Origin of the sequence: uncultured Abiotrophia sp. (assembly GCF_963520105.1) — a bacterium.
Classification (GTDB): Bacteria; Bacillota; Bacilli; order Lactobacillales; family Aerococcaceae; genus Abiotrophia.
On sequence record NZ_CAUQPN010000003.1, the window covers coordinates 216948 to 239467 of the forward strand.

Genomic DNA, 22520 nt, shown 5'->3' on the forward strand with positions numbered 1-22520 from the left:
TTTATTTAAACGTAGGTTTGTAAAATTGACGTCGGTCTAGCGGATAGATGGCCTCGGAGAAATTACCGGGCTCGACCTTGGCTAAGGCCGTCGCAATCATATTGAAGGTGGCATCCATATTGTCAATGTGATGGATGAGCTCGGCTTCTAGCAGCTGAGGCGCCACCGGGCTACCATACTCCAACTTGCCATGGTGGGCTAGGACCACGTGCTTGAGCAGGAGCACTGGCTCAGAATCTGGATCAAAACCCAGTTCGGCACAGGCCCGGTCAATCAACTCGTCCACAATGACGATATGGCCCATCATCTTGCCCTTGAGGGTGTACTCGGTGGCAATGGCACCCGACAACTCAATCGTTTTACCCATATCATGTAGGATAATGCCGCCTAAGAGCAGGCTGGCATTGACCTCTGGGTAAATCTTGAGCAGGGCCCGCCCTACCTGCAACATGGAGATGGTGTGGTAGCTGAGACCACCCGCTAGGGCGTGGTGGTTGCGCTTGGCTGCCGGATAGGAGAAGAAATCCTCCTTGGCATAGTTGAGAATCTTACGCACGATGCGGGCAATATGGGACTCGTGAATCTCCAGCAAAGCCTCATTGAGGACTTCCTCCAGGGTCTCCTTCTTAATCCCGATATGTTCCACATAGAGGGTGGGATCATCTGGCTCGCCTGCATCAGCTAGGCGCAAGCTCTGAATCTTAATCTGCGGGGTCCCATTATAGGTGTCCCGCTCACCCTTGAGGAAGACTACCTTGCCGGCTTGATAGCGGGCAATTTCTTCATCGGTGGCCGACCAGTACATGCCGTCCATGCTGCCAGAACGGTCCTGGAAGCGGAAGGCGATGAAGGGATTGCCATTGCGGGCTACCCGGATGTCGGCGGATTTAATGAGGACGAAGAGCGCGAAGCTCTCGCCATGATTGAGGTCTAATAATTGGGTCATGCCGGTTCCTCCTCTGCTTGAGTCACTTGAATGGCGTCCAAGTTCACAGCCCTTGCCCCGTCGAAGAAATGAACGGCTTGTTGGTCAAAGGTGAAGAAGAGGACTTGAATACGTTCCGAAATTTGGCCTAGGACTTGGTACATGCTGGCCTTGCGATACTCGTCGAAGTTGACGAAGGCATCGTCAATCAGGATTGGCATTTTAACCATGGTCCGAACATTCTCAATGAAGGCAATCCGCAGGGCCACATAGAGTTGTTCCAGGGTCCCTTGGGATAGTTCATGCGGTTCAAAGTAGATGTCAGAGAACTGACGTACCTTGATGCCATCTTTTTGGAGCTTGATCTGGGTGTAACGACCGTAGCTTAGGGTCTCGAAGAGCTCGTCGGCTAGGCGGTTCATCTCAGGCAGCGGATTGTCCAGCCCATGACGTAGGGTGGCATAGATCAATTCCATGGCAATCCGCTTGCGACCCCATAGGGCCACCATATCCCGAACTTGGGTCTCCTTGTTGGCCAAGGCTTGGACCTTTTCTTGGTAGGTGCCGTCTTGTTCCAGATGGTGGATTTCCACTTCCAGGTCGGCCCGTTCGCGGTGATGCGGCACTAGGCGTTCCTTGAGGGTCTCCAACTGGTGTTCTAGACGGTGGAAATTCTCCAACAGGCTTTGCTTGTTCTGCACCTGGGTCAGGGCTTCTTCATAGCCTTCCATTTGCTCAGCGTAAAGGGCTCGTTTGGCAGTCAATTCCTCGATTAACTGGTTGGTTTCGACCTTTTGGAAGAAGTCCAGTTCATCTTGGGCATGGGTATCCTTGAAGACTTGGCCAATCATGGCTTGACGCTCGGCAATGGCATCTTCTTGAGCCTTCATTTGTTGGGCCGCTTCATCTAAGCGGTCATCAATGACTTGGCCCCGTTCCATGGTCCGCACTAGGCTGACTTCCACGTCTTCCACATGGCGAATTTGTTGACGCACCGTGTCGTCCACCAATGGGAAACGTTCGAAGAGGGGTTGCAAGAGGCTACGCCACTCGGTTAATTGTTGGGTCAGCTTATCCTTCTGAGCTTCCAAATCTTTCTTCTGATTCTCAGCGGCGAAGTATTGCTTAACTGGGTTAGCCTTGAGGATGAGCTCAGGGTCTGCCGTTGGGTAGAAGCCCATGGCTGCCAACCAGCGAGATTGCTTGCTGGCTAAGTTCTTAAGCTCGGCTTCAATGGCTTCGATGGCTTCTTCACGTTGGTTAATCTGGGTACCCAAGACCTTGCTTTGTTCCAGGTATTGAATTTCCTTCTCGCGCAGGTCCTGAATCTTGTTGAGGACCGGGCTATTATAGAAGGCCTGGTAGCGACGGCGGTTGGATTGGAAGATATAAGCAATGCTGAGGACCCCGACCACCAGAATCAGCACCCCTAACCAAAAGAGCAGGTTGGCGCCCTTGGTCATGTTCTGATAGAAGGCCAGGAAGAGCCCGCCGGCAAAGGCCAGAATACCAGGGAAATACTGGTTGAGGCTGGTTGCCTGCATGAGTTGGGCTTCTTCATTCATGCGCTGGTGTTCTAGGTGAACCACCTGTTGGCGCACAATGGCCGTATAGTTTTGTTGTTCCTTGCGTTGTTCCAAGTAGACCTTACGCTCGGCCTTGAGGGCTTCTTCCTGCTTGAGCAAGTCTAGCTTGTCAGCTTGAAGGGCTAACCCCTCTTCCAGCTTGGCGTCATAGGCAGGCCCTTGTTCAACCTTCTCAGGGAAGAACTGGCCTTGGTGGGCCAACTGGGTCATGAGCTCGCCCTGCTCTTGGATGCGGGCGGTCAACTGTTCGATGACGGTCTGGGTCTCCTTGGCCTTGGCGGTCTCGACTAGCCATTTCTGGCGGTCTTCCGCGTGGTTACGGGCCCAGTTGAGCTTGGTTAAGCTACCTAGCTCGCCCTTGAGGTTGCGAATCCGTTCTTCCAATTGGACGATTTGGATTTCGCTGGCCTGGTTGAGCTTGAGGGCATCGGAAATCTCCCGCACGGTCTGTTCAGACAGGGGCGTGAAGACTAGTTGCTCCAGCTCCCGCTTGGCAGCCCGATCCTTGAGGTAGATGTCATAGAGGCCCACTAATTTGTCTTGGGCCCGGATTTCTTTCTCCAGGTCCTTGATTTCTTGGTTGAGGCGGGCAATGGCTTCTTCCTCTTCCTGGCGGCGACGGGTCAGCTCATCATAGGCCCCCATCTGCAGATGCAGGACTTCCACTTGTTGGGCTAGTTCTTCATACTCGGCTAGGAGCACATTGAGAGGCCGGCTCTGGCCATTTGGCCGGTAGAGGTCATCGGTCTCCTTCTGATACTGCTTGGCAATCTTAAGGAATTGGTCGCTCCCCACGGTCCCGATACTCATGAAGTAATCATTGAGTTGGTCGGCCCCGATATTAGCCAACTCCTGCAGGTTCTGCAGGCTGAAGGCATAGAAGTTATCGAAGAGCTTCTCGTCCAAGCCCCCCAAGACCTCATCCAAGGTCTTAGCTGGTAACTCTTCCCCATCGGTCCGCGTCACCCGCAGGGCCTTGCTAGTCCGCTCCACCCAAATATCACCGAAGTCGGTCTCGGTCAGGAGCATGCGGCCCCCATAGGTCTCATGTTGCTTAGGTTCATAGCGGTTCTGCTGGTTGACCCGGCGCCGACGGCTTGGGAAACCAAAGAGCATGCTGCGGATAAAGGATTGTAAGGTGGACTTACCGGCTTCATTCTTACCATAGAAGAGTTGGAGTTGGTCGCCCAGTTCGAATTTTTGGTTGACCCATTTGCCGTAGCCATAAATCTCCAGTGTCTTAATCTTCATGAGCCGTCCCCTCCTCTCCGGATGTCAGGTCCTCGTCGTCAGCGTCAAAGCCCACGGCTTGAACCACCAGCTGCTGGCCATTGTGGATGACCGAGTCCTTGAGCTCCTGGTCTTGGGTCAGATCGCCCAACCAGGTTCTGAGGGTGGCATTGCTGAAGAGTGGCTGCATGACGCGACCATAGAGGTCACCGGTCTTCAAGGCCTGGCTAGCCTGGTCAAAGCTGTCCTTGAGGCTGGCATCGTATTGGAAAGGCTCGATGGCCACTTGGCTGACCGTTTGTAGGCTAACTAGGGCCACAAATGGCGTGTTGACTACATCCGCTTGCAGGGCCGCTAGCACCTCACCCGATTCTACCTGGCTAGCCAAGTTAGCTGGCAACTTCTCATAGTGGTCCAAGACCACGGTCACCAGTTGGGACTGGTTAGACGCTTCTGCCTCGGCTTGATAATTGCGCTGGATGCCTTCCAGGGCTTGGACTAGGTCAAGTTCATGCCAGTTAGAGCGACATTCCAGATGGGCTTCCTGCCAGACAATGGGTGCCAGGGAAATAAATTGGGACTTGGCCGGCGTCTGTGGCTTGAGCTCCACGATGAAGGCCCCCTTGTCGCCCAATTCCTTGCGGTGGCGACCCTGGATGGTCCCAGGATACTGAATCAGGGGCTGTTCCTTGAGGACCTGAGCCTGATGAATATGGCCCAGAGCCCAGTAGTCGTAGTTTTTGCTCAGCAGGCTTTCCAGGTCAAAGGGCGCATAGTGGTCGCCCGATTCTTGGCCGTGCAAGACCCCAAGGGTGTAGGTGGTCTCATGCGGGTTGACCGGATAGCTATCAATCATGCGGGCATCTACCCAACGTTTGGTATAGGAGAAGCCATAGCAACGCACGGTCTGGTCGTCAGCAAGGGGGATATCGATGGCGGTCACTTCTTGGTCTTTGAAGAGGTGAACATTATCGGGATATGGGACCGACTGACACTCCATGCGCAGGTAGTCGTGATTACCGTGGCAGAGGACCACAGGAATCTTGGCAATATGAAGACGTTCTAATTGCTTAAGGAAGAAATGTTGGGCCGTTACCGTCTGTTGCTCGGTGTCATAAATGTCACCGGCAATGACCATAAGGTCGACCGCCTGGTTAATGGCAATCGAGACACAACGTTCGAAGGCCTGGTAAGGAGATTGAATAAGGTGTTTTTGTAATGAGTGCAATTGCTTAGTGAGCCCAGTAAAGGGACTATCGAGATGTAAATCTGCAATATGTAATAATTTCATCAAATTCTCCTTTCTGTAGGGATAGGTGGACTGAACATCACAGGGTCAAGCGGGGCAGTCCCACCCCTTGACACAAAAACAACTGGGAGCCGTCACCCTCAGGTGAGGCTGGGGCTTCCAGTTGGTGCCAGCCTAAGCTTAGGCTTGTTGTTGATAGATTTCTTGTAAAGGCTTGGTGATGATGTTGTTGAGGTCGCGAATGATTTGATCCATACGGCGCTCGGCCTCAATCAAGCCTCTAATGTGATCATCTGCCATGATGCCCTTGGACAGTTCATCAATCTGCTTCATTTCTTCTTCGCCAATTGGATGGCCTTGCGCCTCACGGAGGCTGAGTGCTTGAACTTGTTGCTTGTAGCTCTCAAATAAGGTCTTAGAAGTTTCATCTGCTTCAATCCCTGCTAAGGCTTGACGAATAGCGGCCACTTCTGGCAACTGACGAATTTCACGTTCTAATTGATTGGCTGTATCGTAGACATTTTGGTTAGACATGCGTCTATCTCCCTTCAAATTTCTTCATTCTTAGTGTATCACATCCAAGCCAAGCTCGGCTATTAATACTTTATTACTATTGAATTAAATCGGTTCTTCCCAGTCCTGGGTATCCAGCCACTGATTGACCAAATCCAGGTCAAAGCCCTTGCGGTAGAGGGACTCCTTAATCTTAAGGATTAAGGCCTTGCCCTCATGGCGTCGGCTTAGTTGGCGACGGGCCTTGCTGGCAGCTTGGTCAACCAAGTCTGCTTCATGGTCCAAGTCGGCCTCTGGCTGACAGTCTTCCAAGTAAGGCTGAATCATGGCCAGACTGTAGCCCTTGGTCAGGAGATGCTCCTGGACCTTGCGCTTAAGCTGGCCAGCCGGCAGGCGGCGATGGGACTTGTAGAACTTTTCAATTAAGGTTTGGATATTTTCCTCCAGCAAATCCAGCTCATAGGCTTCCAAGGCCTGGGCAATCTGACTGGCTGTCAGGCCCTTGTCTTGGAGCTTACGGCCGATCAGCTGGGGCCCCTTGCGCCCTACCCGGGCCTCGGTCAAGACCAGGCTACGCCCGTAGAGGACATCATCCAGGTAACCTTGGCTGACTAGCCGGCCAATGACCCGGCCCAAATAAGGTTCTAATTCCGCTAGAAAATCTTCCTTGGCTTCCAGGCTGTCCAGATCCGCTTGCTTGAGGGCCTGGGCCTTGAGATAGTCATAGACCTCACCACTAGACTTAAGGGCCCGCGACAAGTGCTTGATGGCCCTGAGATAGAGGGACTCTTCCTGCTCATAGTCGCGAATGGTCTGACACTCTTCCGGGGTCAGGGTCTGGCCCTTGGCCAGGTTGAACTTGATCAAGGTACCCTCTGATACGCCCAGCCAGAAGCTGTCGTCCAGATAGACCGAGTAACGACTCTTGTCCTTCTTCTGTACTTCAATCCGGCTTACGCGCATGGGGCACCTCCTGGGTCAAGTTGCTGGTATAGGCTGTGGCAGGCTAAGATTGCCTGACTATTGGCCGACCGTGTAGCGATAGGCCAAGCCAGCTGGATTTTCCTTCACGTAGGACACCAACAAGCTCGCAGCCTGGTCGCCGCTAGGCGCCAAGGTCTCAACTAATTGTTTAGCTTGAAAGGCAAAGCGTTCCGCCGCCTCAGCAGATTCACAGTAGATGAAGTAGCTAGCTTGGTCGGCAAGGCTTAGTTCAAAGACCAGGTCGTTCTTAGCAATTAAGCTACCTTGTGCAAATGTTAAAACAGTTTCTTGATTATTCATGAGTTTATCCCTCACCTATTCTTAAAATGCCATACAGTCAGCGAGTGACGATGGGTCTTGCAAATGGTCTTGCTAAATGGTCTTACATTGCCCCAAAGGGCTATAGGTTACTAGAGGGGACAGCCATAGGCTCATAACCTAGGTGACTTCACGCCCAAAGATCCGCATCTTAATTCGATTCCCGGTCGGGGTATCGGCTAATCCCCCTAACCCTGTCTCACGAAGTTCGCGCGGCATGTTGCGACCCACCTTGTACATGGCTTCAATGACCTCATCGGCAGGAATCTGATTTTCAATTCCGGCCAGGGCCATATCAGCACAAATCAAGGCGTTGGTTGAACCGACCGTGTTGCGCTTAACGCAAGGCACTTCCACCAAACCTGCCACCGGGTCACAAACCAGACCTAGCAGGTTACCTAAGGACATAGCGAAGGCATGGGCTGACTGGGCCGGACTGCCGCCCATAATGGCCACAGCCGCGGCCGCCGCCATAGCGGAAGCCGACCCTACTTCAGCCTGACAGCCACCCGCCGCCCCTGAAATAAAGGCATTGTTGGCCGTTACCATGCCGAAGAGGGCTGCCACGAAGAGGAAGTTAAGCTTGTCTTCCTTGGACAGATTGTACTGTTCATGGATGGCAAAGAGCACTCCCGGCAAGGTCCCGCTGGCGCCTGCCGTAGGGGTGGCACAGACCACACCCATGGCAGCATTAACCTCGTTGGTAGCCAAGGCCGCTTCCACCCCTACCAGGGTCATTTGACCTGAGAGGGTTTTGCCTGCCTGGCGGTACTTGCGCATCTTGACGGCATTGCCGCCCGTTAAGCCGGTTGGTGAGAAGACACCTTCTCCGGTAATCCCTCGCTGGTAGGCATTTTCCATAGCTAAGAGGGCATCCGACATCTTATGGAGGACGGCTTCCCGGCTAGTCCGGTTAATCCGCATCTCCTGTTCAATCATGATCTCAGCCAGGGACAGGCCCGTCTCTTGGGCATAGTCCACAATGGCTTCAATCGATTCAAAAATTCCCATTTCTTTACCTCAACAATCGATAGCTGTCGACACAACTAGAGTAGAATTAAAGACTCCACATGGTCCATTTCTTCCATGGCATAATAGAGACTCTGTGGAAAGTGGTGCTGGATCTCGAAATAAGACAGGTAACGTCCTTGGACAGCCTGGCTCAAGGTCTGCGTGACCACAATGCCTTCGGCCGCAAAGCGCGCCAAGAAGCTAGCCTCCGTCTCCGGCCGGTCACTGATTAGGAGCAAAGCCGGCAAATAGCCTGTCGGCTCAATCAAGAAGCCCCCCAGCTCAATCAGGCGTAACTCCACCTTACCGCCGCCCACCGAAACCCCGACTAGGCGAGAAGTCTTGTGGTCATTGATTAAGGTAATGTCAGCCGTATTGGGATGGTTATAAGGACTTGGCCCCTCCATCTCGATAAAATGCACCTTCATGCCCTGGTTGCGGGCAATATCCACTGAGTTGGGAACCCGATGGTCGTCATAAGAAAAGCCCAAAACGCCAGCGATGGTCGCAAAATCCGTTCCGTGTCCCAGATGCGTCTCCGCAAAGGACTCGTAGTAGCGGACGATAATCTCGGTTGGGCGGTCACGGTAAATCTTCTGGGCCGCTGCCCCGATATTAATGGCGCCAGCCGTATGTGAAGAAGACGGTCCTACCATGACAGGTCCAATCACGTCAAAACAGCTAGAATAGCTGGTATTTTTGGCTTGAATCTTGGCTTCCTGGCTCATGCTAGCACCGCTCCTCTCCATATGGCTTTGTCATCTCCTTATTATACACCCTCAGGCCCCTATTTTTCTAGCAAAAGCACTCAATTTTTCTGGCTTTTTTTAAGATAATCTGGCGGCAAAAAACTGGCCCACAGCAACTAGCCGGACTGGGCACATTGGTGTATAATCAATAGGGTATAGACATGTCAAGAAAGGGAGACCACGCGTGAAACAAGAATATAAGAAAATTGCCGAAGTTGCCGTCCTGGCCGGCCGCATCATGCTGGAAAGTCAGGCCGAGAGTTATCGGATTGAAGACACGGTCGAGCGCATCCTCAAGACCAGCCAATGCCAGACCACTGAAGTCTTCGCCAACACCACCGGCCTCTTCGTCACCTTAGACGACCCCAGCATCGAGCCCATTACCATCGTCCGCCGCATCAAGCACCGCGGCACCCACCTGCGTAAGATTCACCATGTTAACAATATTTCCCGCCAGCTGACCAAGGGCGAGATTAGCCTAGAAGAGGCCCGGGTCCGCCTGGAAAAGGTGGACGTCTCCGAATACACCCTCTTCCACTTCGACCTGGCCGTCTTCTTCCTGGTGGTTTCCTTCGCCGTCCTCTTAGGCGGCTCCATCTGGGATATTGCTGTGTCAGGCCTGGCCGCCCTGCTGGTGATTTTTGGTTACTGGCTACAAGGAAAGCTAGCCATGAATGCCCTCATGACCGGGACGGTCTCCACCTTCTTCCTGGGGTCCATTATGCCCTTCGTCTTGCTAGGTGTGCCCCAGCCCCATAATCTGGATATTATCATTATTTCCGCCCTTATGCCCCTCTTCCCCGGCACTGCCTTCACCAACGGGATTCGGGACACCCTCAAGGGCGACTACGTCTCCGGCCTGGCCAAAATCGCGGAAGCCTTGGTCATTGCCGTTAGCTTAGGGCTAGGTGTCGCCCTAGGACTCTTTGTATCGAATGGAGTGTTGAGCCTATGACCTGGATGTCCCTCTTTTCCTTATGCTTCCAGACAGCCGGGGCCTATGTGGCCACCATTACGGCCGCCATCATGGTGGAAATCCCCCGCTCCCTCCTCTTCAAATGCGGTTGGGTGGGGGCTCTGGGCTATCTAATCTATCTCTTAGTCATGCCCGGCCACGGACCGGCCGTCGCCACCTTAGTGGCCGGCATCGGCATTGCCATTCTGTCCCAGCTCTTCGCCCGCAGCTTCCGGGCACCGGTCACCATGTTCTACATTCCCGGCTTCTTCCCGCTGGTACCCGGGATTGGCGTCTACCGGACGGCCTTTTACTATATCAACGACAATCCGGCCCAAGCCAGCTACTACCTACTGCAATCCGCCCTCATTGCTGGGGCCATTGCCCTGTCTATTTTCCTGGTGGATTCCTGCCTGGAAATCTACCACCATCTGCGCAACCAAGCCAATGCCAAGCGAAAGGAGCAGTCTCATGGATAATTGGATCGACCTCAGCCTGCCGGTCGCCACGACCCTCAAGGCCCATCCCGAAGTCAAAGAACTTCTCATTGACCTGGGCTTCAAGCCCCTAGGCAATCCCGTCATGCTCAAGACCGTAGGCGCGGTGACCAGCCTGGAACGGGGCGCCAGCCTGATTGGCCTGGATCTTCAAGTCCTCATTCAGGAGCTCCACCACAATGGCTACCTGGTCAAAGGAGTGGATGATCATGACCAATAGCAGTCGCGACCAACGCATTCAAGTCCTCAAGGACATCCTACTCCGCCTCCACCATGGGGCCAGCCCCGATAGTGTGGAGGCCGACTTCCAGGCCCATTTTAGCGATGTGTCGCCTATCGAAGTCTCCCTCATGGAACACGAACTCATGAATGGCGACCACGGCGTGGGCTTCGAAGACGTCATGAAGCTCTGTACCGTCCACGCCAAGGTTATGGCCGCCGGCGTTCAGGGCAAAGAAGTGCCCGACAGCCAGCAGGAAGGCCATCCCGTCTGGATCTTCAAGCAAGAAAACCTAGCCCTACAATCGGGCCTGCACCGGATTCAACGCCTGCTGGATGCCCTAGAGTCTGCGGAAAGCCAGGGTCAGGACTTAGACCCCGGCCTCCTACGCGGCCTGACCCGCCAGTACCAGCTGCTGGACCAATTCCAACGCCACTACCGACGCAAGGAAGAACTCTTCTTCCCCATCATGGAGTCCTACGGCCACGATGCGCCGCCTAAGGTTATGTGGGGCGTGGACGACCAGATACGGGATTTATTTGGCCTGGCTAAGGAAGAATTGAAAGGCCTGGTGGACCAGGCTGGGGACGCCTCCGTGGCCCAAGTCCTGGCAACTTACCAGGCCTTCGTCCAAGAATTCAAGGACATGATCTTCAAGGAAGAAGCCATCCTGATTCCCTTGTTGCTGTCCCTCTTCAGCGAGGACGACTGGCTGGCCATCGCCAAGGACAGCCCCGAGTTCGGCTATGCTATTATCCAGCCCGACAAGGAGTGGGTGCCAAGCCGGGTGAAGTTTGGGGAGCAAGGGGAAAGTGGAGGGCTGGCTGGAGCTGGACGTGGGGCTGAGGCTGCCGGCCAAGCTGGGCAGCCGGCCCAAGTGCAGGCACTACCAGGCAGCGACGCTGCAGCAGGCGCCGGCCAAGCCAGCAACCAGGCTAGTGGACCAGCGACTGACTTAGCTAGTGACACAGCCGCTACCTCAGCCGCTGACTCAACTACTAGCCCGGCGCCCAACCCCGAGGCCGACCTGCCCTTTGGTGGCGGCTGTCTCAGCCTCAAGGAAGCCAACCTCATCCTCAACCACCTGCCCTTTGAGATTACTTTTATCGACAAAAACGACCTTTTCAAATACTTCAACACTTCCATCGCTATCGAGAACAAACTCTTTCCCCGAGTGCCCAGCGCTATCGGCCGTCACGTTAAAATGTGCCACCCGCCCCGTAGCCTGGACATGGTCATGACCCTGATTGACGACCTCAAGCACAAGCGCCGGACCAGCGAATCCATGTGGTTCCACCGCTCGGACGGCCGCTTCGCCTATGTGACTTATATTGGCGTCTTCGATGACCAGGACCAATACATGGGCGTGCTGGAATATGTCCACGACATCGCTCCCCTGCTGGATTTGGGTCCAGACAAACGGGGCCTGGCGCCTTTGGAGGGTGACGAGGAACAGGAAAAGGACTAAAGGGCTTAGCTATAAAGTGATTAGCCGACTCAAGTCGCTCGCTCAGTCATGACTGGCCTAACCGACTCAAATTGCTCAGCCAAAACAGGCCTAGGCCGCTCGCTATGACAGGCCGCCCCGACTCAAGTCACTTGCTATAACACAAGTAATTGACTCAAGGCCTGCACTATGGCTCCAGCCCCCGACTCAAGCCCCAGCCAAGACACAAACCACCAACTTAAGGAGCTCACTCATGACACAAGTAACGGACTTTAGCGTGATGACCCAAGACGGCCACGCCTTTTCCCTGGAAGCCTATCGCGGCCAGGTGCTCTTAATTGTCAACACCGCAACCGGCTGTGGCTTCACGCCCCAATACCAAGGCCTGCAAGCCCTCTACGACCGCTACCGCGACCAAGGCTTCGCCGTCTTGGACTTTCCTTGCAACCAATTCAAGGGCCAAGCCCCTGGCACCGCTCAGGAAATCAATGACTTCTGTAGCCTCCACTACCAGACCACTTTCCCACGCTTCGCAAAAATAGAAGTTAACGGCTACCAAGCCGACCCACTCTACACCTGGCTCAAGTCCCAGAAACGCGGTCGCATGGGCCGGCGCATCGAGTGGAACTTCGCCAAGTTCCTGGTTAACCGCCAGGGCCAAGTAGTCAAACGCTACTTTGCCGCCACCAAGCCTGAACGCATTGCGCGTGATATTGAGCGATTGTTGGGGGAGAAGTGAGGATAAGTATACGGGAAGGAGTTACTAACTATGGTGATATCTGTAGCAGACTTTACAGATAGGTTTATAGAAATATTTGGGAATAAGGTTTGGGAAGACTTCTGCAAATACAGCAGGAGTAAAAAAAATCGTAAATGTTTTAATTCGATGAAGGATGTTAGTGCTCATCTAATCAAATATAATAACCGTTGCAAAGATTTAACTAATTTCTACTCGCATAAACAATATACTAGGTTTATCTTAATATGTATTGAGTTGGCCAGCGGGGATAGTAAAGTAGAGAAAGATTTTGATAAACGCACGCCCCTTTTGAATGGTAATTACAACAGAAAATGGGAAATTGAGCATATCTTTCCACAAAATAGTTTTGATGATACTTTTCAAACACTCAAAAGCAGACCTGACCCAATACTAGAATGCTTAAATAAATACTCTAGCAGGCAATTGATCAGAAGAATTAGATGGCCGAGAACACTTTCAAATAGACAATCAAATACCTGCATGAGTCTCCAATTTTATTGGACTTGCTTGTATTGCAACATAGATAGATACTTAAACAAACACTGTCTAAACAATTTGACTTTAATATCAAGAAAACTAAATGGAGATACGGAATACAAAACTGCCGATTTTCAAACGAAGATTACGTTAATGAACTCTTCTAAAGAGAATTATAAAGAGAAAGATTTTTATATTAACCGTATTTTTAAGAATCAGTCAGCAAAGTTAGCAAAAGATTATTTCCGACTATTATTAGAGCGTCAGTATATACTTCAGTTTGACTTCGACAAAATATTTAAACCAGATGAAATCGGTATTCCAATTATTTTTTTCAAAGATATCTTAGGATATTCTGAAAGCGCCGTAAAATCCACCTTCCATATCACACCCCTAAAAAGAATATGGTGTAGAAAAAGGAGAAGAATAAAGTGAAATACAAATACCTCCTCTTCGACCTAGACCACACCCTGCTGGATTTCGACGCTAGTCAGGCCCTGGCTCTTGAAGCCTTCTGCCAAGCCCACGACCTGGACTACAGCGACCAAATCCTGGCCGACTACCATGCCCACAGCCACCGACTCTGGCACCAGCTCGAATTGGGCCAGCTGACCCTGGACCAACTCCTGGACCGCCGCTTCAAGGAATTTTTCCAGCCCCATCTGGATCACCTGGACGGCCGCGGCCTGGATGACCAGTACCGCGACCTTTTAGTCGTCCACAACCAAATCTTTCCCGGCGCCGACAGCCTCTTGCAAGACTTGAAAAGGGCTGGCTACCAGCTGGTGGCCGCTACTAACGGCGTTTCCGACACCCAGCGCAAGCGTCTGGCTCAGGTTCAGTGGCTGGACCTCTTTGACCACCTGGCTATTTCCGGCGAACTGGGTCACAGCAAGCCAGACCCAGGTTTCTACCAGGCCATTTACAAGATGACTGGCGCCGACGACACTAGCGCCTACCTCATGATTGGCGACCGCCTGCAAAGCGACATGCTGGGCGCCCACCAGGCCGGCATCGACAGCCTCTGGTACAATCCGCATCAAGCCGCCGCGCCGACCGACCTACCTCTGACCTATCAAGTCCAGGATTATGCCGGTATAAGGGATATTTTGCTTTAAAAAGATGGGAGCCAGTGGCCCACTCGACAGAGTGGTCCACTGGCTCTTGGCTTTTGCCCCGTTTTGCGCCTCTTTCCTAGGTTTCTGCCCGAGCCAGTGGTCCACTCGACGGAGTGGACCACTGGCTCCCAGATTTCGCCTCGTTTTGCGCCTTTTTCCTAGGTTTCTGCCCGAGCTAGTGGTCCACTCGGCGGAGTGGACCACTGGCTCCTGGCGCTTGCCCTGTCTTGGGCTCTTTTCCCAAGTTTCCTAGGCTGGCTCCCGGCCTTCTTCTCGTTTTTGGCGGCTTTTACCTAGATTGCTAGGCTAGCTCCCGGTGTTCTCTTCGAATTTTGGCGGCTTTCCCTAGTTTCTGCCTTTCTCTTAATTTCCTGTCCTCCTTTCTACTAAAGGTTTTACTTCACAATTCACTTGAAGTATACTAGGTAAAAGTCCATTTCCTCTCCCACATCAGTTAGGAGGCTAGATCATGAAGTATCTCCACCCCACCTTGCTCTGTGTTTTATTAGCGGCGGTAACCTGGGCCATTCTGGCTCACAGCGACTGCCTGCTCTGGCTCGTGGCAGCCACCCTACTTGAGGGAATTGCCTGTCTCTATTACTATGAACGGCGCAAATCCTAGCCCGTATCATTTTTTTCTTTAATTTTGCCTATAAGGTATGCTATAATAACGAAGGTATCGAGGCTTTGGCCTCAAATTCAACTGACAAAAGGAGCAGTAAGATGATTAGTGTAAGTGATTTAAAAGCAGGGATGACTTTCATCCTAGACGGTAAATTGTGGCGCGTATTGGAAATTTCCCACCACAAACCAGGGAAAGGTAACACCATCATGCGGATGAAAATCCGTGACGTCCGCAACAACTCTACTGTGGACACCACCATGCGTCCAGATGAAAAGGTAGAACGTGCCCACATCGACACCAAGGACGTACAATACCTCTACAGCCAAGACAGCACTGCTTTCTTCATGGACTTAGAAACTTATGACCAATACGAAATCGCAGAAGACGCCATCGAACGCGAATTGAAGTTCTTATTGGAAAATGCGGAAGCTAAGATCCAATTCTACGGCAGCGAAGTGATCGGGGTTCAACTCCCATCAACCGTTGTCCTCCAAGTAACCGAAACCCAACCTTCTATCAAAGGTGCAACTGTTTCTGGTTCTGGGAAACCTGCAACTATGGAAACTGGCTTAGTAGTCAACGTGCCAGACTTCATCGAAGCCGGCGAATACTTAGTCGTTAACACCGCTGAAAGTACTTACAGCGGCCGCGCTAACAAGTAAGCATAAAGAAGCCACTACCCTGAGGTAGTGGCGTTTTTTGTTGTGGCGTTATAAAAATAGACCAGCCACCTCCCCCATTCAGGGGGTAAGACGGCTGGTCCTATTCCCCTACTCTCCCAGTGACTAACTGGCCTCATGGCCAAAAGCGGGCCTGGTGCTGGCAAGGATGGCTGGCGTATGAGCTGGGCTTGGAGCCTAGCGACTTAGCCCCACCATAGCCAGACAAGGCGGAAGACAGCCGCAGGCTGGCTGGAGCCGGTCCCACGCCTTTTGGCTTAAGGAGGCCTGGCAGTCACGCCCCGGTAGGCAGGCACACAAAAACCAGCTCCCTCCCCACAAAGGGCCAGGCAGCTGGTCTTTTTCCATTATATCCAATCTATGGCCGTCAGGCGGGCAGAAACTAAGTAGCTAACTAGCCCCCTACTTCTCTTTCTCCTTATCCTCCAGAATCTCAAACCCGTAACCACGGATATTGGCCCGCAGGAGGTCCAGGTATTGGCGGGTAATAGGGCTTGGCTCTACCTGTTGGGGCATGAGATAGCCCAGGGTCATCATGTCATCCACTTCCAGGGGAATGGCGATGATCTTGTCGTCGTTGAGCTCGCTAGAGATAATCCCTGAAGAAATGGTATAGCCGTTGAGCCCCACCATGAGGTTGAAGATGGTGGCCCGGTCGCTGACTTTGATGTGCATCTTGCGGTTAAGAGTACTCAAAATCTCTTCCGCAAAATAGAAGGAGTTCTCCTGGCCTTGCTCATAAGATAAGTAAGGATAGTCCTCTAGGTCCCGTAACTTAACCGAAGACTTCTGAGCCAGAGGATTGTCTCGGCAGACGAAGACGTGGGGCTTGGCCTTGAACAAAGGCGTGAACTTAAGCTTCTTCTCCTTGAAAAGCTTGGTCAGGACCTGGCGGTTGAACTTATTAAGGTAGAGAATGCCCAGAGAACTCTTGAAGGACATGACGTCTTCCAGGATGTTCTGTGTCTCGGTCTCCCGCAGGGTGAACTGGTACTCTTCCGCATCCACCTGCTTAATCAAGTCCACGAAGGCATGGACCACGAAGGCATAGTGCTGGGCGGACACTGAGAAGGCCTGCTTGCGGACGGTGTGTTGCTTGTATTTAGCTTCCATGAGCTTGACTTGGTCCAGGATTTGGCGGGCATAGATCATGAACTCCCGGCCTTCATTGGTCAGAGAGACCCCAGACTTCTGGCGGACTAGCAGCTGCAGATCCATCTCCTGCTCTAATTCCTTAATGGCATTACTGAGGCTAGGCTGGGATAAGAAGAGGGCTTTGGCCGCTTCATTAATAGAGCCCGATTCCACGATTTTCTCAAGATATTGCAGTTGTTGGATTCTCATCATAGTCACTCCCTTGAATTACTCCAGTATATTATAACCTAAAACTATAACCGTGTATACTTTTTTTCAATTATTCAAGAGGACCGTTTCCATGATAGGATAGAACTATCAATAAGGAGGTCGATTGCATGACAACATCGATTATTGGTTTCCCACGAATCGGGGAACACCGTGAATTAAAATTTGCTACTGAAAAATACTTCCGTAAGGAAATCAGCGCTGAAGAACTTCAAGCAACTGCTAAGGAACTCCGCGCTAAACACTGGCGCCTAGCCCAAGAACGCGGCGTGGACCAAATCCCAAGTAATGACTTCTCCCTCTACGATACCTTCTTGGACACCGCTGTCCTCTTCAATATCGTACCTGAGCAAGTGCAAGCCATTGACTTGAGCGAGTTGGACAAGTACTTCGCCCTAGCCCGCGGCTACCAAGGGGAAAAAGGTGACGTACGCGCCCTCCCAATGAAAAAATGGTTCAACACCAACTACCACTATATTGTACCTAAATTCGAAGCTGGCACCCAAGTTAAGTTGGCCGGCCACAAGCTCTTCGACGAATTCCAAGAAGCTAAGGACTTAGGCATCCACACTCGTCCAGTCTTAGTTGGGCCATTCACCCTCTTACGTCTGGCTGAATACGCTGAAGGTGTGAACCCAGTTCAATTCATCGAGCCTTTAGTGGCAGCCTACAAGGAAGTTTTCCGTCGCTTGGCTGACTTAGGCGCGACTGACATCCAATTAGATGAGCCTGCCTTAGTTAAGGACATCTCTGAATTGGAATTGACCCTCTTCGACAAATTATACCAAGGCCTATTAGCTGACAAGGCTGGCTTGTCCGTCCTCTTACAAACCTACTTTGGTGACGTGCGTGACGTTTACAGCCACTTGGTACAATTACCAGTTGAAGCCATCGGTTTGGACTTCTTAGAAGGCCGCAAGACCTTAGAATTAGTCAAAGAACACGGCTTCCCAGCTGACAAGGTCCTCTATGCAGGGGTGGTTAACGGTAAGAACATCTGGCGTAACGACTACGCTAAGACCTTAGCCCTCTTAGAAGAAATTCCAGCCCAAAACGTGGTCCTATCGACTTCATGTTCTCTTCTCCACGTACCTTTCACAACGGCTAACGAAGAGTTTGCGCCTGAAATCTTGGCTCACTTCGCTTTCGCCGCTGAGAAATTGGACGAATTACGTGAATTAGATGCTATCCGTGCTGGCCAAGGGGATGAATTCTTGGCAGCTAACAAGGCCCTCTTTGCAGCAGAACGTACCGTTCGCAATGCCGACTTGGCCGCTCAATTGGCTGGCCTGGACGACGCAGCCTTCACCCGCCAACCTGCTTTGGCTGAACGTGCTAAGGCTCAACACCAAGCCTTCAATTTACCAGTCTTACCTACTACCACTATCGGGAGCTTCCCACAAACACGTGAAGTCAAGGTTAACCGCGCGACCTTCCGTCGTGGCGAGAAGACAGAAGCAGAATACACGGCCTTCATCGAAGCTGAAATCGACGAATGGATCAAGTGGCAAGAAGAAATCGGCCTGGACGTTCTGGTTCACGGTGAATTCGAGCGTAACGACATGGTGGAATACTTCGGTGAGAACCTGTCCGGTTACCTCTTCTCTAAGAACGGTTGGGTACAATCCTACGGGACCCGTGGCGTTAAGCCACCAATCATCTGGGGCGACGTTAAGCGTGAACGTCCTATCACCGTTAAGTGGTCTGCTTACGCTCAAGCCCAATCCGACCTTCCTGTTAAAGGGATGTTAACTGGTCCGGTTACTATCCTCAACTGGTCCTTCCCTCGTGAAGACATCACCATCAAGGAATCTACCCTGCAAATTGCTTTAGCAATCCGTGAGGAAGTCCTTGACTTGGAAGCGGCCGGCATCCACATCATCCAAATCGACGAAGCCGCCCTCCGTGAGAAATTACCTTTGCGTAAGTCTGACTGGTACTCTGAATACCTAGACTGGGCTATTCCAGCCTTCCGCTTGGTTCACTCCGGCGTGGCACCAACGACTCAAATCCACACCCACATGTGCTACAGTGAATTCACTGACATCATCCCTGCTATCGAGCAATTAGATGCTGACGTGATTTCCTTCGAAGCATCCCGTTCTAACCTCCACATCTTGGACGAATTAGAACGCCAAAACTTCCAATTACAGGTTGGTCCTGGGGTTTACGACATTCACTCCCCTCGTGTCCCTTCTGTGGAAGAAATTGAACACACCATCCGCGCTATCTTGGCCAAAGTGCCAACTGAACGTGTCTGGATTAACCCAGACTGCGGTCTCAAGACGCGTGGTATTCCAGAAACTAAGGCTAGCTTGGTTAACTTAACCCAGGCTACCCGTAACATTCGAGAGGAGCTCTAACCCCTATGACACAGCCACCGGCACCCTTCCACCATCCATCCTTATCCTATGAAGTCTTTCCGCCCAACACCCAAGTGGGGGCGGAGCGACTGACCCATACTTTGAATGATTTGGCGGAACTCAAGCCGGACTTCATTAGTGTCACCTGCAGCAATCGCCAGCCTAATATTGAGGAAACCACCCTCAAGGTAGCCGATCACGTTCAGAACAGCCTGCATATCCCCACCATCGCCCACCTGCCAGCTATGTACCTGAGCAAGGAGCGCGTGGCGGCTAGCTTGGACTCTCTGGACCAACTGGGCATCCGTCGGGTCCTGGCCCTGCGCGGCGACATTTTGGAAGGCCTGGAGCCGGTCGGCGACTTCTCTTATGCGGAAGAGCTCATTCATTTCATTAAGGAACGCAAGCCCCACTTCGACATTACGGCGGCCTGCTATCCGGAAGTCCATCCCGACGCGCCTAATGCCGTCGCGGACATCCGCTTCCTCAAGCGCAAGGTCGACGCTGGCGTTGACCGCCTGATTACCCAACTCTTCTTCGACAATGATTGCTTCTATCATTTCCAGGAAAAGTGCGCCCTGGCCAATATCGAAGTGCCAATCTTGGCGGGTATCATGCCCATCGTCAACCGCAACCAGGCCCTGCGCCTGCTGACCACCTGTGAGACCACTAAGTTGCCTCGCAAGTTCAAAGCCATCCTGGACAAGTACGAGCACGAGCCTCAAGCCCTGCGGGCAGCTGGCCTAGCTTATGCCCTGGACCAAATTGTCGACCTGATCACCCAAGGCGCCGACGGGATTCACCTCTATACCATGAACCAGTCGGACACCGCCCACTATATCGCGGACGCTGCTAAGGCCTTGTTTAAGTGATAATGAAATAGAAGAGCCAGCCCTGAGGGGCTGGCTTTTTTGACTTGATGCCTTATGTTAGTTTTTTATGTTCAGCTTCTTCTTTTAATGCCTGAATTTCAGCGTCTAGCTTATTAGCCTTCTTCGTAAGATATGCTAGATAAAGCGATAAAATTATTTGGACAATAAACAAGATAGTTAGGATAATTTTCATGATGATTGTCATGCGCGACCTATCACTGGAGCAATCACGCACGTATTCACCTCCAAGTTTGTCATAACACTAGTATACAACTTAAGCATTAGATTTTCCAATAGAAAGCTAACTGTATGATATGATCCTATTTATTCATCTCCATATCTGCTTATTTTTTCTTACAATTTTTTTGATGTGCTTTTAATTTCTTCATCGCCCAATCATAATGACTTGAAGTAGTGCTTACAAAATACGAACCAAGTACACTTCCTCCTACCCACTTATAGACATCTTTTGAAAACAATTCTTCGTTTGTAAATCTCTCAGCTAATTCTAAAATATCTTTATGGGATTTATGAAACATTTCTTTTGCATCTTCAAGAGAAGTATTTTGATGTTTTTTCCAAAACTCGACATTCATATCTCCATAAGTTTTCCAATTATATGGAGCTGGAATAAAAGGTTTTGCCACTCCCTTTAAATTTGTATCTACCCAATTCAAAAGAAGTTGGTGCCATTCATATAAATGAATCAAAATATCTCTTAGATTTTTATCTCTTTTCCAATGAGCCTCTTTCTTTTTTTCATCACTTGAAAAGTCAAAAGGTGTGTTTAATTCTTCGTCAGATAGCTTAGCAATTAATACGTTCAACTTATCATAGTTTTCTTTCGCTGCAATCATTAAATCTTCTTTTGTTCTTGGTCTTGGCATAATATTTCCTCCTACTTTACGCTATATCTCAATATGGTTTTTGAGTTTTCTTCTGATGTTCTATTCTTGTTGCTCAAATAGATTAAAAGATAAAAAACTACCTCAAAAGCCTTATTTAAAAGGGCTTTTTCCTTATTTTCCCACTATTTCTAATTCCGAGAAACTATTTGAATTAAAAAAGAATACCGATAAATCAACATTCTTTTTTTGTATTGTTTTAAAGAAACTTGATATTCTGTCTGTTTAGCTACCAAAAAGCTACCAAATTTTATTGGCTCCACTGTTTTATATAATCAATTATATCCTGTTCGAGTTCGCTTTTCTATTCTTTACTAAGTCCCTTTAACCTCGTTTATTTCCATCAACATACCTGTGTCTTCAAATTATTTTTTATTTAATAGATAAATTGTAAAATATAGTGCAGAAAAGACAGATTTCTCAAAATTTAGAATCTGTCTTTCTTTTCTTAATATACTGTTCGTGTATGGACCAGTCCATTTGGAGCTTCAAATTCGTATTCTAAATAATCTTGATAGGTCCCTGGTGCAATCACTCCCCGCACATCTAATACGGCCGTTCCCGCCTGTCCCACAATTGAATCTGCTAACAGGCAGCAATTAGTAGACAGAACAAAATAAGATTTAAAACGCGAAGAAGTAAATTTATATAGCTCAGCCCCTAAATCATACTTCAATTTGTAGGCATAGGTCGGCTGACCGTCTTCTTGTAACCTACTAGGCGGATCCCAAGGTGTTAATAACTGATCAATCTCAGCTAGACGCTTCTCCACTGCCTGACTCTCTTCTTCAGTAAGGGATAGACTGTATCCAAACAGAGTCTTGTGACTCTCCTTTTTACATAGTTCGATGTATGGTTCCTTATCCACTTTAAAAAGTACGCCATCGCCAATCGTCCCAAACAGACGCTCTGAAAAGGGATCGTAACTTCCGTAAGAAATCACCGTCCCCTGGTAACAAATATCAACATGCCCAATGGCACCAAATAGGTTGCTATCAGAAGTATGAACTAAAATTTCTAATTCTCTTGCCTCTTCTTCTTTTTTCACCAGTCGATAAGGACCGCTATGACCCGCCGAACTTCCTTTTTGAAGAAATTGGTTAAACCGTTTTAGCGATTGAGCTGGGATAAAAGCAGCAAAGATAACAGGTAGGCTAATACGAAAGCGACGTTTTAACTCCTGGCCTTGTTGGTCTTTATCAAATAAAATACCATCTCGAATATTAGAAATCCCCAACAAGACCAGATAAGTCCCCAAGATGATAAATTGAAAGTGCCCATCTGAACTAGGTCCCAAGACGCTTGCTATACCAATCCCCCCGTTCAAAAGAGCATCCAATAAATAGAACCAGCCTCCTTTTACACGATTGGCCTTGTAAAGCCAAAATGTAATGGCATAAATCAGAGCTGTTCCCAACTGGTAAGCTCCTAAACAAATTACAATCAAATCAACGGGTAAATTGGTCAATCGATTCAACCAACTCAAACTAACCGAAAGAAAAATTAACCAAATGGAATGGCTATAGGAAATAGACTTGCGACGCAACATAAAGCGCAGAAGAAAGCTTCCTAGTCCATCGACTAAAAAGTAAACAGCTAATAGGTCCAAGGAAAATTTGGTGAAACCAACACCGTTTCGAAAAATGAGGACCCCAAAAATGACGGCAAGAACCC

General features: G+C 50.4%; 22 protein-coding genes. 11 read left to right on the forward strand and 11 right to left on the reverse strand.

The genetic code is table 11. The features are described from left to right. Window position 1: 1 nt before the first annotated feature. The 8 genes from RWO08_RS05265 to RWO08_RS05300 form a co-directional block, all read right to left on the reverse strand. On the reverse strand, window positions 2–946 hold the full coding sequence (locus RWO08_RS05265) for a 3'-5' exoribonuclease YhaM family protein (protein ID WP_291432059.1): 945 nt from the start codon (window positions 944–946) through the stop codon (window positions 2–4). Next, window positions 943–3762: an AAA family ATPase gene (locus tag RWO08_RS05270; RefSeq protein WP_314211418.1), complete on the reverse strand. Its 2820-nt coding sequence runs from the start codon at window positions 3760–3762 to the stop codon at window positions 943–945. Before RWO08_RS05270 ends, RWO08_RS05265 begins: the two co-directional genes overlap by 4 nt. Then, window positions 3752–5032: a DNA repair exonuclease gene (locus RWO08_RS05275; protein WP_291432055.1), complete on the reverse strand. Its 1281-nt coding sequence runs from the start codon at window positions 5030–5032 to the stop codon at window positions 3752–3754. The genes RWO08_RS05270 and RWO08_RS05275 overlap by 11 nt, the downstream gene beginning before the upstream one ends. A gap of 138 nt (window positions 5033–5170) precedes the next feature. Then, window positions 5171–5524 carry a YlbF family regulator gene (locus RWO08_RS05280; RefSeq protein ID WP_023391837.1) on the reverse strand — a complete coding sequence of 118 codons (354 nt, stop codon included), beginning with the start codon at window positions 5522–5524 and terminating at the stop codon, window positions 5171–5173. An 84-nt stretch (window positions 5525–5608) separates the two neighbouring features. Next, on the reverse strand, window positions 5609–6466 hold the full coding sequence (locus RWO08_RS05285; RefSeq protein ID WP_314211419.1) for a RecX family transcriptional regulator: 858 nt from the start codon (window positions 6464–6466) through the stop codon (window positions 5609–5611). A 57-nt stretch (window positions 6467–6523) separates the two neighbouring features. Beyond that, the gene (locus RWO08_RS05290) at window positions 6524–6787 is read right to left on the reverse strand and encodes a hypothetical protein (RefSeq protein WP_314211420.1); all 264 of its coding nucleotides are present in this window, start codon (window positions 6785–6787) and stop codon (window positions 6524–6526) included. Window positions 6788–6925: 138 nt separating this feature from the next. Next, the gene (gene sdaAA, locus RWO08_RS05295) at window positions 6926–7810 is read right to left on the reverse strand and encodes an L-serine ammonia-lyase, iron-sulfur-dependent, subunit alpha (protein WP_303766123.1); all 885 of its coding nucleotides are present in this window, start codon (window positions 7808–7810) and stop codon (window positions 6926–6928) included. Window positions 7811–7851: 41 nt separating this feature from the next. Beyond that, window positions 7852–8544 carry a serine dehydratase beta chain gene (locus tag RWO08_RS05300; protein WP_314211421.1) on the reverse strand — a complete coding sequence of 231 codons (693 nt, stop codon included), beginning with the start codon at window positions 8542–8544 and terminating at the stop codon, window positions 7852–7854. A 205-nt stretch (window positions 8545–8749) separates the two neighbouring features. Here RWO08_RS05300 and RWO08_RS05305 point away from each other — a divergent pair, with 205 nt between their 5' ends. The 9 genes from RWO08_RS05305 to efp all read left to right on the forward strand — a co-directional run bounded on the left by RWO08_RS05305 (window position 8750) and on the right by efp (window position 15326). Next, window positions 8750–9520, forward strand: coding sequence for a threonine/serine exporter ThrE family protein (locus RWO08_RS05305; RefSeq protein WP_023391832.1), 771 nt, complete (start codon window positions 8750–8752; stop codon window positions 9518–9520). After that, the gene (locus RWO08_RS05310; RefSeq protein ID WP_314211422.1) at window positions 9517–9999 is read left to right on the forward strand and encodes a threonine/serine exporter family protein; all 483 of its coding nucleotides are present in this window, start codon (window positions 9517–9519) and stop codon (window positions 9997–9999) included. The genes RWO08_RS05305 and RWO08_RS05310 overlap by 4 nt, the downstream gene beginning before the upstream one ends. Beyond that, entirely contained in the window at window positions 9992–10237 is a 246-nt protein-coding gene (locus tag RWO08_RS05315) for a DUF1858 domain-containing protein (RefSeq protein ID WP_023391830.1), read from the forward strand. The genes RWO08_RS05310 and RWO08_RS05315 overlap by 8 nt, the downstream gene beginning before the upstream one ends. Then, a complete protein-coding gene (locus tag RWO08_RS05320) occupies window positions 10227–11705 on the forward strand; it encodes a DUF438 domain-containing protein (protein WP_314211423.1) in 1479 nt (492 codons plus the stop codon). Before RWO08_RS05315 ends, RWO08_RS05320 begins: the two co-directional genes overlap by 11 nt. Window positions 11706–11937: 232 nt before the next feature. Next, window positions 11938–12423, forward strand: coding sequence for a glutathione peroxidase (locus RWO08_RS05325; protein ID WP_314211424.1), 486 nt, complete (start codon window positions 11938–11940; stop codon window positions 12421–12423). A 30-nt stretch (window positions 12424–12453) separates the two neighbouring features. Continuing rightward, window positions 12454–13356: a hypothetical protein gene (locus RWO08_RS05330; RefSeq protein WP_314211425.1), complete on the forward strand. Its 903-nt coding sequence runs from the start codon at window positions 12454–12456 to the stop codon at window positions 13354–13356. Next, on the forward strand, window positions 13353–14039 hold the full coding sequence (locus tag RWO08_RS05335) for a YjjG family noncanonical pyrimidine nucleotidase (protein WP_314211426.1): 687 nt from the start codon (window positions 13353–13355) through the stop codon (window positions 14037–14039). Before RWO08_RS05330 ends, RWO08_RS05335 begins: the two co-directional genes overlap by 4 nt. Before the next feature lie 469 nt (window positions 14040–14508). After that, on the forward strand, window positions 14509–14661 hold the full coding sequence (locus RWO08_RS05340; RefSeq protein WP_023391822.1) for a hypothetical protein: 153 nt from the start codon (window positions 14509–14511) through the stop codon (window positions 14659–14661). A gap of 101 nt (window positions 14662–14762) precedes the next feature. After that, window positions 14763–15326: an elongation factor P gene (efp, locus tag RWO08_RS05345; protein WP_314211427.1), complete on the forward strand. Its 564-nt coding sequence runs from the start codon at window positions 14763–14765 to the stop codon at window positions 15324–15326. Between the two features lie 420 nt (window positions 15327–15746). On the opposite strand, the gene RWO08_RS05350 is transcribed toward efp, so the two are convergent. Beyond that, on the reverse strand, window positions 15747–16688 hold the full coding sequence (locus tag RWO08_RS05350; RefSeq protein WP_035364161.1) for a LysR family transcriptional regulator: 942 nt from the start codon (window positions 16686–16688) through the stop codon (window positions 15747–15749). Between the two features lie 128 nt (window positions 16689–16816). Here RWO08_RS05350 and metE point away from each other — a divergent pair, with 128 nt between their 5' ends. Both metE and metF read left to right on the forward strand, forming a co-directional pair. Beyond that, window positions 16817–19069: a 5-methyltetrahydropteroyltriglutamate--homocysteine S-methyltransferase gene (metE, locus tag RWO08_RS05355; protein WP_314211428.1), complete on the forward strand. Its 2253-nt coding sequence runs from the start codon at window positions 16817–16819 to the stop codon at window positions 19067–19069. A gap of 5 nt (window positions 19070–19074) precedes the next feature. Beyond that, window positions 19075–19941, forward strand: a complete 867-nt coding sequence (gene metF, locus RWO08_RS05360) for a methylenetetrahydrofolate reductase [NAD(P)H] (protein ID WP_314211429.1) — start codon at window positions 19075–19077, stop codon at window positions 19939–19941. Window positions 19942–20285: 344 nt separating this feature from the next. On the opposite strand, the gene RWO08_RS05365 is transcribed toward metF, so the two are convergent. Together RWO08_RS05365 and RWO08_RS05370 are read right to left on the reverse strand one after the other, a co-directional pair. Beyond that, complete coding sequence (locus RWO08_RS05365; RefSeq protein WP_268445636.1) at window positions 20286–20828, reverse strand: ClbS/DfsB family four-helix bundle protein; 543 nt, start codon at window positions 20826–20828, stop codon at window positions 20286–20288. Window positions 20829–21294: 466 nt separating this feature from the next. Further along, the coding region (locus tag RWO08_RS05370) for a DUF308 domain-containing protein (RefSeq protein WP_314211430.1) at window positions 21295–22520 on the reverse strand (1226 nt) is incomplete at its 5' end.